The following is a 14,862-nucleotide window of genomic DNA, read 5'->3' on the forward strand; positions in this document are numbered from 1 at the left end:
GAAGAGCCGAAGGAGTGTCCATGGCCATCGTTGAAGCGCGCGTTCCCGATATCGGCAGCCACACCGATGTGCCCGTGATCGAGCTGCTGGTCGCGGTGGGGGATCGCGTCGGCAAGGACCAGGGCCTGGTCACGCTGGAATCGGACAAGGCGACCATGGAGGTACCATCCTCGGTGGCCGGCGTGGTCAAGGAGCTCAAGGTCAAGCTCGGCGACACCTTGTCGGAAGGTTCGGTGGTCGCACTGATCGAAGCTGATGAAGCCGGTGCTGCAGCCACCGCACCTGCCCAGCCCGCCGCATCTGCGCCCGCCAAGGTCGAGGCGCCCAAGGTCGAGGCGCCGAAACCCGAGCCGGCCAAGCCAGAAGCCCCCGAACCTGCCGCGCCCGCTGCTGCCGAAGCGCCGCGCAGCCCGCCGGTCAGCTTCAGCGCCGAGAGCGTGCTGCCGCAGAACGTTCCGCATGCCAGTCCCGCCGTGCGCCTGCATGCGCGCGAGCTCGGCGTCGATCTGTCCAAGGTGTCGGGCAGCGGCCGCAAGGGCCGCATCACGCGCGAGGACGTCAATGCCTTCGTCAAGCAGGCGCTGGCGCGTCCGGCGTCGGCGGCCTCCACCGCGACCGGCGGTGGTGGCCTGAACCTGCTGCCCTGGCCCAAGGTCGATTTCGCCAAGTTCGGCGCGGTCGAGACCCAGCCGCTGTCGCGCATCAAGAAGATTTCCGGCGCCAACCTTGCCCGCAACTGGGCGATGATTCCGCACGTCACCCAGTTCGAGCAGGCCGACATCACCGAGATGGAGGCCTTCCGCAAGCGGATGGGCGAGGAAAACCCCAACCAGAAAATCACCCCGCTGGTGTTCCTGATCAAGGCCGCGGTGGCTGCACTGAAGGCCTTCCCCAGCTTCAACGCTTCGCTGGACGAGAGCGGCGAAAACCTGGTGTTCAAGAAGTACTTCCACATCGGCATCGCGGTCGACACACCCGATGGCCTGGTGGTGCCGGTGATCCGCGACGCCGACTCCAAGGGGCTGCTGCAGCTGGCCGCCGAACTCGGCGAGATCTCGAAGAAGGCGCGCGACAAGAAGCTCGGCCCGGCCGACATGTCCGGCGGCTGCTTCTCGATCTCCAGCCTGGGCGGCATCGGCGGGACCAGCTTCACGCCGATCATCAACGCGCCCGAAGTCGCGATCATGGGCGTGTCGAAGAGCGAGATGCGGCCGCTGTGGAACGGCAAGGAGTTCGAGCCGCGGCTGATGCTGCCGCTGTCGCTGTCCTACGACCACCGGGTCATCGACGGTGCCGAAGCCGCGCGTTTTGCCAGCTTCTTCGCCAGGCAGCTCGGGGATATCCGCCGGCTGCTGCTGTAAGCATCCACGGCCAAGCCTGTCACCCGCGCGCCCGCCCGTCGTTTCGACCGGGCGGGCGTCTGCGTTCTGGAGTCTGGAAAAGCCCACTTCATCGCACTCTGTGGATCCGCGTTCCGCGAAGCGATTCCCTGTTTCCATGACCAAAGGCATACTCGCAGCGCCCTCCGCTGCCGCTGCAAGGCTGTGACGGAGGGTGGCCGCGGCGGCACGGAGCCACCGTCGCGGGGGGATCCGAGCGAGCGCATCACGCGAAGGCTGCAAGGCCCGGAACAGGGCGGGGCGGGGCGATGCCGGGGGGCGTCGAGTGCCGCAGGGGCCGGAGTGGATGCGCAGCGCCGGGGGTGGCTTCACTCACTCATGCTGCGGGGAATTCGGATGGAAAACATGTATCGACGTGGGCCGCGGGCCCACCGTCTGGCGGGCGCACTTCGTCTCGCCCTGATCAGCGGCTGCATCGTCGGCGCGGCGAGCCTGCTGCCGGCGTCACCGGCCCGGGCCCAGGACGAAGCACCGTCTGCGGACGAGGCCAAGTCGCTGGAGGTCATCTCGGTGCTGGGCTCGCGCAAGCAGCCGCGTAGCGAGGCCAACTCGCCGGTGCCGGTGGACATCATCAGCGGCGAGGAATTCCACAACCAGGGCCTGACCGACGTGCTGGACCAGATCCGCACCGTGGTGCCCTCGCTCAACGTCAACCTGCAGCCGATCAGCGACGCCGCCACCCTGGTGCGCCCGGCCAACCTGCGCGGCCTGCCGCCGGACAGCACGCTGGTGCTGGTCAACGGCAAGCGTCGTCACCGCTCCGCGGTCATCACCTTCCTCGGCAGCGGCCTCTCCGACGGCTCACAGGGCCCGGACCTGTCGGTCTTCCCCTCGATTGGCCTGTCCCAGGTCGAAGTGCTGCGCGATGGTGCGGCCGCGCAGTACGGCTCCGACGCCATCGCCGGCGTCATCAATTTCAATCTGAAGTCGGACAGCGAAGGCGGATCGCTGGAAGTCATGAGCGGCCAGCACTACGCCGGTGACGGCACCACCGCCCAGATTGCCGGCAACATCGGCCTGCCCTTCTCGCCGCAGGGTTTCGCCAACCTGAGCTTCGAGTACCGCGAGGCCGACCCCACCGACCGCAGCGTGCAGCGCGGCGATGCGGCCGAGGTCGCGGCCAGCGGCAATCCCTTCGTGCCCGACCCGGCCCAGGTGTGGGGCAGCCCGGAAGTCAAGCGTGACTTCAAGCTGGTCGCCAATCTGGGTCTTGAGCTGAACGATGACCTCGACTGGTATCTGTTCGGCAATGCCGCTTCGCGCGACATCGATGGCGGCTTCTACTACCGCAATCCGGTCTCGCGTGCCGGCGTGTTCTCGGGCGACGGCGGCGAGAGCCTGTTGATCGGCGATCTCAGCGGCGCCGGCTGTCCGAGCATCGCCCTGCGCGATGCCGCCGGCAACCTGCGGCCCTTCAGTGCGGTGAACGCCCAGGTCAGCGCCCTACCATCCAACTGCTACACCTTCTTCCGCGATTTCCCGGGTGGCTTCACCCCGCGCTTCGGCGGCGTGGTCCGCGACGGCTCGCTGGTCACCGGCGTGCGCGGCACCACGGCCGGCGGGCTGCGCTGGGACCTCAGCGCCTCGCAGGGCCGCAGCGAAGTCGACTTCTACATCTACAACACCGTCAACGCCTCGCTGGGCCCGAACCAGCCCGACGGCTATCGCTTCAATCCAGGCGCCTACGAGCAGACCGAAACCAACTTCAACCTCGACCTGGTCAAGGTGGTTGACGCCGCCTGGACCCAGTACGGCCTGAGCGTGGCCGGCGGTCTGGAATGGCGCGAGGAGCAGTTCGAGGCCTTCAATGGCGACCAGGCCAGCTTCGAGATCGGTCCGCTCGCCTCCCAGGGCTTCCTGATCGGTTCGAACGGCTTCCCGGGCTTCAGCCCGCGCGATGCCGGCAGCTGGAGCCGCAGCAACTACGCCGCCTATGTGGACCTGGAAGCCGACCTGACCGATCGCCTGCTGCTGGCGACTGCTGTGCGCTTCGAAGACTTCGAGGACTTCGGTACCACCACCAACTGGAAGCTCACGGGTCGCTTCCAGGCCACCGATGCCTTCGCCCTGCGCGGCGCGGTGAGCACCGGCTTCCGGGCGCCCACCCCGGGCCAGAGCAACGTCCGCGCGGTGACCACCCAGTTCATCGGCGGCGAACTGCGCGACACCGCCACCCTGCCGCCGACCAACCCGATCGCCCGCCGTTTCGGTGGCCAACCGCTGCAGCCCGAGGAGTCCTTCAATCTGTCCTTCGGCGCGGTCTACAGCCTCGATGCCTGGCTGTTCACCGCCGACTATTACCGCATCGACGTCGAGGATCGCATCGCCCAGAGCGCCAACTTCGCGCTCAGCGCGGAGGATCGCGCGGCCCTGGTCGCGCAGGGCGTGCAGGAGGCGATCAGCCTCGACAGCGTGCGCTTCTTCATCAACGACTTCGACACCAAGACCGACGGTGTCGACCTGGTGACCAGCTATCAGAGTGACCACTTCGGTGGTGACACGACCTACTCGCTGGCGATGAACTGGAACCGCACCGAGGTCACCGACTTCTCGCCCGAGATCATCGGCGAGGCGCGCGTGCAGATCCTCGAAGACGCGCTGCCGCGCACCAAGGGCAGCTTCAGCATCAATCACCAGCGCGAGCGTTGGCACGCGATGACGCGCCTCAACTACTACGGCAGCTTCTACGAGGACCACGTGGACAGCGGCTGCGTGGTCGGGCCTGACTGCCTGCCGATCTACGGTGACGCCGCCCTGATCGTGGATGCCGAGGTCGGCTACAAGTTCGGCAACGGCGTGTTCGTCAACGTCGGTGCGCAGAACCTGTTCGACAAGGAGCCCGAGCTGAACCCGTATGGCGAGGACGTGGTCGGGGCCAAGTTCCCGCCGCTCACCCCGTATGGCTTCAACGGCGGCTTCTACTACGTCCGCATGGGCTGGAGGTTCTGAGCCCACAGCCCACGGCGACGGCTTTGCGCCGTCGCCGTGGGCTGGCAGGATGCGGGGCCATGACCGCCGCCGACGCCAGCCCACTCGTCCTCTCCCTTGCCTGTGAGCCCGCCCACTTCGAGGGCATCCTCGATCTGCAGCGGCGCAATCTACGGCAGAGCCTGAGCGAGGCCCAGCAGGCGCAGGACGGTTTCGTCTACGTCGAGCACGACCTGCCCCTGCTCACCCGCATGGCCGCGCGATCGCCGCAGGCGATCGCGCTTGCAGATGCCCGCGTGGTCGGCTACAGCCTGTCGATGCGCCCCTCGATGGGCGAGTGGCTGCCGGCGCTCCAGCCCATGTTCGAGCAGTTCGAACGCATGCAGTGGCGCGGCCGGCGCCTGGGCGACTTCAGCTACGTGGTGGGCGGCCAGGTCTGCGTGGACCCGGCCTGGCGTGGCCGCGGTCTGATCGGCGCGCTCTATACCTGCATTCGCGATGCGGCAGGCCCCGACGTCGAGCTGTGCATGACCGAAATCGCGCTCCGCAATACCGTTTCGCGCCGTGCGCACGAGCGCATCGGCTTTGTCGAGGTCGGTCGCTATTCGGACGCCCACGAAGACTGGTCGGTGGTGGCCTGGCCCTGGTGGGATGCGCGCTGAAGTCTTCAGGAGGACGCGCCGCCGCGCTCGCGACTACAGGCGGATGTGCGGCAACAGGCCCAGCACGCCGACCACGATCAGGTAGATCGCGACGATGAAGGCCAGCAGCTTCGGACGGATCAGGATGAGGATGCCGGCGAGCAGGGCCAGCAGGGGTTGCAGGGGGATCGAGCCCACGAGTCGTTCCTTTGTCGGTGGAGGGGATTCAGCTGCGCAGGCCGACGCCGCGCTTGAGCAGGGCGAGGCCCAGCCAGCTGAGCGCCACGGTGAAGCCCAGCATCACCACGAAGCTCAAGGCCAGGTCGATGCTGCTGGAGCCCAGCAGGCCATGGCGGAAGGCAGCCACCATGTAGACGATCGGGTTGGCGAGCGTCAGGGTCTGCGCCCAGCCGGGCAGGGCATCGACCGAATAGAAGACACCGCCGAGATAGGTCAACGGGGTCAGCACGAAGGTCGGGATGATCGCGATGTCGTCGAACTTCTTGGCATAGACCGCGTTGACGAAGCCCGCCAGCGAGAACACCACCGCCGCCAGCAGCACGCTGGCGAGCGTCACCAGCGGATGCGGGATCGACACCTTGGTGAAGAACATCGCGATGACCAGCACGATCGCGCCGACCATCAGCCCGCGCAGCACGCCGCCCAGCACATAGCCGAGCAGGATCACCCAGTTCGGCATCGGGCTGACCAGCAGCTCTTCGACGTGACGGCCGAATTTGGCGCCGAAGAAGCTCGACGAGATGTTGCCGTAGGCGTTCTGGATGACGCTCATCATCACCAGGCCGGGGACGATGAAGTCCATGTAGCTGTGCCCGCCCATCTCGCCGATGCGGCTGCCGATCAGGCTGCCGAAGATCAGGAAATAGAGGGTCATGGTGATCGCCGGCGGCACCAGGGTCTGTCCCCAGATGCGCAGGATGCGGTTGACCTCGCGGCGGACGATGGTGTGCAGCGCGGTCAGGTTGGCCTGGGCGGTGGTGGGCGTCGACATCACGCGGCCTCCTGGCCGGTCAGGCGCACGAAGAGCTCTTCCAGACGATTGGCGCGGTTGCGCATGCTGCGAACCTGGATGCCGGCCGCGCTGAGCGCGGCGAAGATGGCGTTGAGATTGGCCGCGCGCGGGGTTTCGAGCTCCAGGGTGTTCTCGTCACTGCGTTCGATCTTGACGCCCGCGATCTGCGGCAGCGTGCCGCGGAAGGGCTCGGTCAGGTCGAGCACGAAGCCCTCGACGTCGAGCTTGGCGAGCAGCGACTTCATGCTGCTGTGCTCGACGATGCGGCCCCGATCGATGATGGCGATGTTGCGGCAGAGGTTTTCGGCCTCTTCGAGGTAGTGCGTGGTCAGGATCACCGTGGTGCCACGGGCATTGACCTCCTTGAGCGTCTTCCACATGCCGCGGCGGATCTCGATGTCGACGCCGGCGGTGGGCTCATCGAGGATCAGCAGCCGCGGCCGGGTGATCATGGCGCGGGCGATCATCAGCCGCCGCTTCATGCCGCCGGACAGGGTGCGCGACATCACATGCGCCTTCTCCCAGAGCTGGGCGGCGCGCAGCTCGGCCTCGGCGCGTTCGGCAGCCTCTTTGCGCGGCACGCCGTAGAAGCCCGCGTAGTTCACGCAGATGTCGAAGGGCTTCTCGAACATGTTGAAGTTGATTTCCTGCGGCACCAGGCCGATCTGGCGCATCGCTTCGCTGCGCTGCTTGACCAGGTCGATGCCGCAGACTTTCACTTCGCCGGCGCTGGCATTGACCAGCGAGCTGACGATGCCGATCAGGGTGGATTTGCCGGCGCCGTTCGGGCCGAGCAGGGCGAAGAAATCGCCTTCGGCGACGTCCAGCGAGATGCCCTTCAGGGCTTCCACGCCATTTGCATAGGTCTTGCGCAGATCGTGCACGGACAGCGCTGCGGTTGCGCTCATTCGACAACGGCCTTTGGGAGCCGGAGGGCTCTCGGGTCGGGGGAGGGGAATTCCGTGCAGGGCCCTCGCCAGGATGCGAACAGGCTGCACACGGGCGGCGGCTACTATACACCCCCGCTTCCGCGCCCCTTGAGAGGCTGAAGACACGATGATCGCGCCACCGCCCACCGTGCCGCTCCGGCTCGTCGACAGCCAATGGCTCACTGCCAGCGTCCGGCACTTCGCCTTCGAGCGCTGCGATGGCGAGCCCGTCGCCTTCCTGCCCGGGCAGTTCGTCCGGGTGCGCGTCAGCGAGGGCGAGGCGCCCGAATTCCGCAGCTACTCGATCGCCAATCCCAACGACCCCGGGCGCAGCGATGCGCGGCGCATCGAGCTGGTGGTGAGCTTCGTCGAAGGTGGCCTCGGCAGTGCCTTCATGCGCGCCCTGCAGCAGGGCGATGAGATCCATGCCACCGCGCCCAACGGCCGCTTCTGCCTGCTGCCTGAGGACGATGCCAAACGCTACGTACTGCTCGGCACCGGCACCGGCGTGGCGCCCTACCGCGGCATGCTGCCGCAGCTGGAAGCGCTGGCCGCGCGCGGTGTGCAGGCCCTGCTGCTGCTGGGCAACCGCACGCCCGCCGAGCAGCTCTATGCCGACGAGTTCCGCGCGGCAGCCGCACGAATCCCGGGCTTCACCCTGCGTTTCTGCCACTCGCGCGGGCTGCCGGAGACCCCGACCGAGCTGGACGTGCACGCCTACGTGCAGGACGCGCTGGACGCGTTTGCCATCGACCCCGAAGGCGACATCGCCTATCTCTGCGGCAACCCGCACATGGTCGATGCCGGCTTCGAGCGTCTGAAGGCCGCCGGCCTGCACCTGCGCCGGATCCGCCGCGAGAAGTATCAGACCCCGCGCCTGCCGGGCGCTGTCACACCGGCGCCCAAGCCCGGTCCCTAGTCGCAACCCGCGGCCGGGAGGGCTGCGGAAGGAGAGTCCGATGCAGTACCGATGGATGGGCCTTGCCGGCCTTGTCGCCCTGGCGCTCGCTGCACCCGCGCAGGCCCAGCGCCGCCTTGGCAGCCTGGAGTTCGAACCCTGCACGCTGACCGCGCCGCTCAGCGTGCTCAACGTCGAAGCGCAGTGCACGCGCTTCGAGGTCCCCGAGAATCCCGCCGAGCCCGAGGGCCGCACGATCGCGCTGGCGGTGGCCTGGGTGCCCACCGAAAACACCGCAGGCGCCGAGGATCCCGTCTTCATGATCGCCGGCGGCCCGGGGCAGTCGGCGCTGGAGAGCTATCCCTCCTTGCACAACGCGTTTCGCGAGATCCGCAAGAACCGCCACGTCGTTCTGGTTGACCAGCGCGGTACCGGCGGCTCGAACAAACTCACCTGCAGCACCGAGGCGGGTGAGCCCGGCGTTGTCGAAGACATGGCCGAGGACGACCCGGCCGCCTGGCGTGCCTTCGCCGAGCGCTGCCGCGACGCGCTGGCCGAGAAGGCGGACCTCAGCCAGTACACCACCAGCGTCGCCATCACCGATCTGGACGCGGTCCGGCAGGCGATCGGCGTCGAGAAGATCAATCTGCTGGGCGTGAGCTACGGTACCCGCGTCGCCCAGCAGTACATGCGTCGCTACCCGCAGCACACGCGCAGCGTGGTGCTCGATTCGGTCGTGCCGAACACGCTGGTGCTGGGCGCCGAGCACGCCCGCAACCTCGAGGATGCGCTGGACCTGCACTTCGCCCAGTGCAAGCAAGACCCGGCCTGCGCCACGCGCTTCGGCAGCCCGCGCGACGCGCTCAACACCCTGCTCAGCGAGCTGCGCGAGACGCCGCGGCCCGTGCACTGGCGGGATTCGATCAGCGGCGAAGAGAAGCACGGTGAGCTGACGGCCGGTCACGTCAGTGCGGTCGCGCGCATGTACGCCTACGCGCCGGCGCTGGCCGCCATGCTGCCGCTGTCGCTGCACGAGGCCGCGGAAGGGCGCGCCAGCGCGCTGATGGCGCAGGCCGAGATGATCACCGGCTCGCTGTCCGAACAGATCACTCACGGCATGCAGCTGTCGGTGCTCTGCGCCGAAGATGCGCCGAGACTGCAGCCGGACCCGCTGGACGCCACGCGTACCCTCGGCGACAGCATTACCCGCGTCACCGTGGAGCAGTGCGCGGTGTGGCCGCGCGGCGAAGTCCCGGCGGAGTTCAGCGAGCCGGTCAAGTCCGACATCCCGACCCTGCTGTTGTCCGGCGAGTTCGACCCGGTGACGCCGCCGCGCTACGGCGATGCGGTGGCCGAGCATCTCGGCAACGCGCGCCACCTGATCCTGCGTGGCCAGGCCCACAGCGTGGCCGGTGCGGGCTGCATGCCGCGCATCCTCGGCGAGTTCATCGACACCCTCGCGCCCAAGGACATCGACGCCGACTGCCTCGACACCCTGAAGCCCAATCCGCCGTTTGCCGGCTACTACGGCTGGGAGCCCTGAGATGCTGATCTGCGACAACCTGAGCAAGCAGTTCAAGACCAAGACGGGCGTGGTCAAGGCGGTGGATGGCGTCAGCTTCCGCGCCGAAGACGGCCAGATCACCGGACTGCTCGGCCCGAACGGTGCCGGCAAGACGACCACCCTGCGCATGCTCTACACCCTGATGCGCCCGGATACCGGCACCGTCAGCGTGGACGGCGTCGACATCTTCAAGGACCCGGAATCCGCGCGCCGACGCCTGGGCGTACTGCCCGACGCGCGTGGGGTCTACAAGCGCCTCACGGCGCGCGAGAACATCGAGTACTTCGGTCGCCTGCACGGCATGGAAGACGCGCTCATCCGCGAACGCACCGCGCGCCTGGTGGCCGCGCTGGGCATGGAGGAGATCCTCGATCGCCAGGCCGAAGGCTTCTCGCAGGGCCAGCGCACCAAGACCGCGATCGCGCGCGCGCTGGTGCACGACCCGAAGAATGTGATCCTCGACGAGCCCACCAACGGACTCGACGTGATGACCACCCGCGGGCTCCGCCATTTCCTGCAGCAGCTGAAGTCCGAAGGTCGCTGCGTGGTGTTTTCCAGCCACATCATGCAGGAGGTCGCAGCCCTCTGTGACCGCATCGTGATCATCGCCAAAGGCCGCGTGGTGGCCCAGGGCACGCCGGACGAGCTGCGTGCCTTGACCGCTGAATCCAACCTTGAGGAGGCCTTCGTCAAGGCCATCGGCTCGGAAGAAGGACTGTTCGCATGAAGGCCGCCTGGACCGTTCTGAAGAAGGAACTGCTGGACCTGTTCCGCGACCGCCGCACGGTGATGATCAGCCTGCTGATGGGCCCGCTGCTGGGTCCGGCGCTGATGGTCGGACTGATCACCCTGATCGCCAGCAAGGAAGTGGAGCGTGCAGAGAAGCCGCTGAAGCTGCCGGTGATCGGCGTCGAACATGCGCCGAATCTGGTCGACTGGCTGGCTTCGATGAATGTCGAGATCGAAGCTGCCCCGGCGGATCCCGATGCGGCCATCCGCAATCAAGACGAGGACGTGATCCTGCGGATCTCGCCCGATTTTGCCGAAGCCTGGCGAAAGAGCCGCCCCGCGCCGATCGAGATCCTGTTCGACTCGACGCGGCAGGATGCGCGCACGCCGGTGCGCCGGGTCGAGGGGCTGCTCGAGGCCTATGACCGCCAGATGGGTGCGCTGCGCCTGATCGCCCGCGGCATCAATCCGGCCGTGGGCACGCCCGTGCTGATCAACAAGCGCGATCTGTCGACGCCCGAAAGCCGCGCCGGCATGCTGCTGGCGTTCTTGCCGTACATCCTCATCCTTGGCGGCTTCCTCGGCGGCGCCCAGCTGGCGATGGACGCGACCGCCGGTGAGCGCGAGCGGCAGTCGCTGGAGCCGCTGCTGGCAACGCCGGCCGCCCGCGGCGCGATCATGAGCGGCAAGCTCGGTGCAGCGGCGGTATTCGCTCTGCTTTCGGCGTTCCTGACCCTGATCGCGTTCAAGGCCTGCTTCAGCTTCATCCCGGCGTCGGTGCTCGGCTTCAAGATCGACATCAGCTGGCTGGCGATGGCCAAACTCTTCGCCCTGATCCTGCCGATCGCGGTGTTCGGTTCCTGCCTGGTCACCCTGCTGGCCGCCACCACCAAGAGCATGAAGGAAGCGCAGAGCTACATGGCCCTGCTGATGCTGCTGCCGATGCTGCCGACCCTGGTGCTGATGGTCTCGCCGGTGAAGAACCAGCTGTGGATGTCGGCGGTGCCGCTGCTCGCGCAGAACCAGCTGATCCTGAAAGTCGTGCGCGGCGAAGTCGTCAGCGGCGCGGAATGGGGCATTGCGATGGGCGCGGGTCTGCTGCTCGCCGGCCTGGTCTGGCTGATCGCGGCCAAGCTGTACCACCGCGAGCAGCTGGCGATATCGGCTTGAGAGCCGGGAATCGGGATTTGGGATTCGGGATTCGTTAGAGCAGGGCGCGGCGAGGTTTCTCGCCGCGCCCTGACATAGGGTGGGCCCTGGCCCACCATGGCTTCAACGCTCGCTTCGGTCGTGGCCCCTCCTGCTTCGACCCGGCCACGCTCGGCCGTCATCCGATGGCCCGAGTTCGACAGACTCCGGCCACCTCCTCGTGCTGATCTTGCGCAGAGGTACGGACCACCGGTCCGCATGCGGGAGATTCGCCTTGAGCCTGCTGCTGTCGCACCTGATCTTCTTGTTGCTGCTGCCGCTGTTGATCCTGGGCTGGGGCAATCGGCACGGGACCGTGCCATCCACTGCGCTGCGATTCCTGCTCGTGGTGGTTCTCGTGTGGGGCTATCTGGTCGTTGCGCGCGTCCATCTCTTGGAGGCCCAGGTTGCCGCGGCCCGCTCTGCCGGAGCGCTGCAGGCCATCCACGACGGCGACGGTGCGAAGAACGCGTTTGCAGCGGTGTTGGGCTGGGTGCCCGGCGTCTTCGCGGCGACGCTCGCGTGGGGCGCAAGCCGGATGCTGCGGTCTTGGATCAGGCATCGGGACCGCTGAAGGAGCGGCCAAGAAGCCCGCGTTGCGGCGAGCCACCGTGAGGTTCAACCGCTCAGCGAGCATCGATGTTTGTTCGTGCAGCGGTGTCGAACTCACGGTGGGCCAGGGCCCACCCTATTGCGCTTGTCGCCGTTGTTGCGCTTGTCGCGCCTGTCGTCTGCGGCGCCGCCATCGGACCCAAGAGCCGAGCGGCTCGGAACGTGGCGCGGTGACAGGGCGCACACGTAGGGCGGTCTCCGGCCCACGGTGAGCTCGACACTCGCCGCGCAACGGGCTTTCTATTGTTGCCGTCGATCAGGCGCGCCAGTGGTTTGGCGTCGGCGATACCCGCCACCCTCGCCACCTCCACGTTCTGCATGGCACAGTGCAACGGTTTCGGTCGAGTCGTCCTGCCATGTGCCCATTGTCATCCCCCATTGCACGCCACCACGGGCCGCGCCCATGCGCCTGATCCGCAGCCCTCTGCGCGTGCTCACCATTCTGCGTGTGGCCCTGCGCTACCGGCTGGATGGCCTGCTGGAAGGCAGCCGCCTGGCCGGTCTGCTGCGGGTGCTGAAGCCCTTCGTGCCGGCGGCGCGGGGGGCGGCGAAGGAGCTTTCGCGCGGGGCGCGGCTGCGGTTGGCGCTGCAGGACCTCGGGCCGATCTTCGTCAAGTTCGGCCAGGTGCTGGCGACGCGGCGCGATCTGCTGCCGCCGGACATCGCCGACGAGCTCTGCCTGCTGCAGGACCAGGTCGCGCCCTTTCCAGGCGCGCAGGCGCGTGCGGCCATCGAGCGCGAGCTGGGCGGGCGGGTCGAGGACCACTACGCGCGCTTCGATGAAACGCCGCTGGCCTCGGCCTCGATCGCCCAGGTGCACGCGGCCGAGCTGCCCGATGGCCGCGCCGTAGTCATCAAAGTGTTGCGCCCGGGCATCGCCCAGACCATCGAAGCCGACATCGGGCTGCTGCGGACTGTCGCGTCGCTCGCCGAGCGCTTCGGCCCCGACCCCGAACGCACGCGTCCGGCCGAAGTGGTCGACGAAATCGCGCGCTCGCTGCGCGACGAGCTCGACCTGCAGCGCGAGGGCGCCAACGCCTCGGTGCTGCGCCGGCACTTCGAGGGTTCGAAGGACCTTTACGTGCCGCAGGTGTTCTGGGACCTCACCACCGAAGGTGTGCTGACCCTGGAGCGCGTGCACGGCGTGCGCAGTGACGACCTCGCCGCCATCGAGGCCGCCGGCATCGACCGCCGCACGCTCGCGGCCAAGGGCGTGCAGCTGTTCTACACGCAGGTGTTCCGCGACAACTTCTTCCACGCCGATGCGCATGCGGGAAACATCTGGGTCGACACCACCCGGGTGGAGGCACCGCGCTTCATCGCGCTCGACTTCGGAATCATGGGCTCGCTGCCCGAGATCGATCAGTACTACCTCGCCGAGAACTTCACCGCGATCTTCGAGCGCGACTACCGGCGCATCGCCCAGCTGCATCTGGATGCCGGCTGGATGCCGGGCACGGTGCGCATCGATGAGCTCGAAGGCGCGGTGCGCACGGTCTGCGAGCCCTACTTCACCCGGCCGCTGTCGGAGATCGCGTTGGGCGAGGTGCTGCTCAAGCTGTTCAAGGTGGCGCACCAGTACAAGCTGACCCTCCAGCCGCAGCTGATCCTGCTGCAGAAGACCCTGCTCAACATCGAAGGCCTGGGCCGCCTGCTCGATCCCAAGCTCGACATCTGGGCGGTGGCCAAGCCGGTACTGGCCGAGATCCTGCGCGAGAAGCGCAACCCGCAGGCGCTGCTGAAGCGCGCGCGCACACGCATCCCGCAGATCCTCGCGGCGGCGCCCGAAGTGGCCGAGCTGGCGCACGACTACCTGAAGCAGGCCGCCAGCGGTCGCGCCGCGCTGCGCTTGCACTCGGACGACCTGAAGCGGCTCGCCGATGCGGCCCAGGCAGGTCACCGGCAGACGGTGTTCGCGGTGATCGGCGTCGGCCTGATGCTGGTTGGCGCGGTGCTCTACGGCCTGCGTGCCGGCGGGCCGGAATGGCTGGGCGCACCGGCTGCGGTCTGGATCGCGGGGGCGGGTGCCGTCGGCGCCTTCTTTGCGGCGTGGCCGCGACGGGGCTGAAGCGCGCGCATTGCCTGCCGCACCGGCCTGGTGCAACAGCGGCTTGCCTCCGCTCATCGGCAGGTCGCGCCCGACAAGGGCGCTCGCTGGCAGACTCGACACCGCGAGCACGCACCCCGCCGCGCCTTCGAGCGCGGTACGAGGCGGCGCCTGCCCTGACCTTGCCACCCTTCCGATCCGCGTTTGTGCGGATCGGTCTTCGAGGAGCCCCGCATGAGCCTTCTGCGCTGCATCGCCTTCGCCATCGCATTCGCCGCCGCGTCCGTGCACGCATCCGCTGAGCAGCCCGCCGCCGAGCCGCCTGCCGAAGCCTCCAGCGAACCTACACAGGAACAGCGCCAGGCCCAGCGCGCTGAGTTCATCCGTCGCCAGATCGAGGTACGGCGAGCGCAGATGCGGCGCAACCTGGACGGCGAGGTCCGCAGCCTGCGCGAGCCGCTGTGGGACGGCTACGTACTGGAGTTCGAGCACAACCTGCTGTTCGAGGACGTGCGCGAGCAGGCCGGCTTCGACGTGCGCGAGTACGAGCTGGCCCTGCGTTTGGTCGAGCCCAGGGTGGCGCTGGCGACGCTGATGGAGCGCCTGCTGGACGCCGGTTTCACCGTCGAGGCGCCGATGGGTCCTCCGGATGCGCGCGTGCTTCGCTTCTGGCGCGAGGGCCGCTCGATGCAGGATGCGCGCTTCAGCGTGCATGTTGGCGAGCGCGCGCTGGGCACCAGGCCCAGTCCCGTCGAGCAGGGCGCCACCGGGGTGCTGATCCTGCGCCTCTACGAGCGCCGCAGCGACTGAATCGCCCGCGCCTCTCACGACGAATCCCCGTCACACTCTGGATGGACCGGCGTCCTGCGCCGGCTGCCCGGAAGGGGTCATCC

Annotated in this window: 13 protein-coding genes; 10 read left to right on the plus strand and 3 right to left on the minus strand. The window is 67.9% G+C overall.

Annotated features, from left to right (window positions below; genetic code table 11):
* Window positions 1-20: 20 nt before the first annotated feature.
* From aceF to BLP83_RS08140, 3 genes are all read left to right on the plus strand, one after another.
* Window positions 21-1,361, plus strand: coding sequence for a dihydrolipoyllysine-residue acetyltransferase (gene aceF / locus BLP83_RS08130; RefSeq protein WP_091241130.1), 1,341 nt, complete (start codon window positions 21-23; stop codon window positions 1,359-1,361).
* Window positions 1,362-1,745: 384 nt separating this feature from the next.
* Window positions 1,746-4,349: a TonB-dependent receptor plug domain-containing protein gene (locus BLP83_RS08135; protein WP_245679988.1), complete on the plus strand. Its 2,604-nt coding sequence runs from the start codon at window positions 1,746-1,748 to the stop codon at window positions 4,347-4,349.
* Between the two features lie 59 nt (window positions 4,350-4,408).
* Window positions 4,409-4,990 carry a GNAT family N-acetyltransferase gene (locus BLP83_RS08140; RefSeq protein WP_091241135.1) on the plus strand — a complete coding sequence of 194 codons (582 nt, stop codon included), beginning with the start codon at window positions 4,409-4,411 and terminating at the stop codon, window positions 4,988-4,990.
* A 33-nt stretch (window positions 4,991-5,023) separates the two neighbouring features.
* On the opposite strand, the gene BLP83_RS08145 is transcribed toward BLP83_RS08140, so the two are convergent.
* From BLP83_RS08145 to BLP83_RS08155, 3 genes are read right to left on the minus strand one after another with little or no spacing between them, the layout of a single operon-like run.
* Window positions 5,024-5,167: a DUF3096 domain-containing protein gene (locus tag BLP83_RS08145; RefSeq protein ID WP_091241138.1), complete on the minus strand. Its 144-nt coding sequence runs from the start codon at window positions 5,165-5,167 to the stop codon at window positions 5,024-5,026.
* A gap of 28 nt (window positions 5,168-5,195) precedes the next feature.
* Complete coding sequence (locus tag BLP83_RS08150; RefSeq protein WP_091241141.1) at window positions 5,196-5,981, minus strand: ABC transporter permease; 786 nt, start codon at window positions 5,979-5,981, stop codon at window positions 5,196-5,198.
* Entirely contained in the window at window positions 5,981-6,910 is a 930-nt protein-coding gene (locus BLP83_RS08155; protein WP_091241145.1) for an ABC transporter ATP-binding protein, read from the minus strand. Before BLP83_RS08155 ends, BLP83_RS08150 begins: the two co-directional genes overlap by 1 nt.
* A gap of 148 nt (window positions 6,911-7,058) precedes the next feature.
* On the opposite strand from BLP83_RS08155, the gene BLP83_RS08160 reads away from it, so the two are divergent.
* The 7 genes from BLP83_RS08160 to BLP83_RS08190 all read left to right on the plus strand — a co-directional run bounded on the left by BLP83_RS08160 (window position 7,059) and on the right by BLP83_RS08190 (window position 14,779).
* Window positions 7,059-7,850 carry a ferredoxin--NADP reductase gene (locus BLP83_RS08160; RefSeq protein ID WP_091241147.1) on the plus strand — a complete coding sequence of 264 codons (792 nt, stop codon included), beginning with the start codon at window positions 7,059-7,061 and terminating at the stop codon, window positions 7,848-7,850.
* Window positions 7,851-7,890: 40 nt separating this feature from the next.
* A complete protein-coding gene (locus tag BLP83_RS08165; RefSeq protein WP_091241149.1) occupies window positions 7,891-9,372 on the plus strand; it encodes an alpha/beta hydrolase in 1,482 nt (493 codons plus the stop codon).
* 1 nt (window position 9,373) lies between these two features.
* On the plus strand, window positions 9,374-10,120 hold the full coding sequence (locus tag BLP83_RS08170) for an ABC transporter ATP-binding protein (protein ID WP_091241152.1): 747 nt from the start codon (window positions 9,374-9,376) through the stop codon (window positions 10,118-10,120).
* The gene (locus BLP83_RS08175) at window positions 10,117-11,292 is read left to right on the plus strand and encodes an ABC transporter permease (RefSeq protein ID WP_091241154.1); all 1,176 of its coding nucleotides are present in this window, start codon (window positions 10,117-10,119) and stop codon (window positions 11,290-11,292) included. The genes BLP83_RS08170 and BLP83_RS08175 overlap by 4 nt, the downstream gene beginning before the upstream one ends.
* A gap of 253 nt (window positions 11,293-11,545) precedes the next feature.
* Window positions 11,546-11,884: a hypothetical protein gene (locus BLP83_RS08180; protein WP_091241157.1), complete on the plus strand. Its 339-nt coding sequence runs from the start codon at window positions 11,546-11,548 to the stop codon at window positions 11,882-11,884.
* 450 nt (window positions 11,885-12,334) lie between these two features.
* Window positions 12,335-13,990: a ubiquinone biosynthesis regulatory protein kinase UbiB gene (ubiB, locus tag BLP83_RS08185; RefSeq protein WP_091241477.1), complete on the plus strand. Its 1,656-nt coding sequence runs from the start codon at window positions 12,335-12,337 to the stop codon at window positions 13,988-13,990.
* Window positions 13,991-14,203: 213 nt separating this feature from the next.
* Entirely contained in the window at window positions 14,204-14,779 is a 576-nt protein-coding gene (locus tag BLP83_RS08190; RefSeq protein WP_091241160.1) for a hypothetical protein, read from the plus strand.
* Window positions 14,780-14,862: the final 83 nt, after the last annotated feature.

The sequence above is a fragment of the Aquimonas voraii genome, from assembly GCF_900101825.1.
Lineage (GTDB): Bacteria > Pseudomonadota > Gammaproteobacteria > Xanthomonadales > Xanthomonadaceae > Aquimonas > Aquimonas voraii.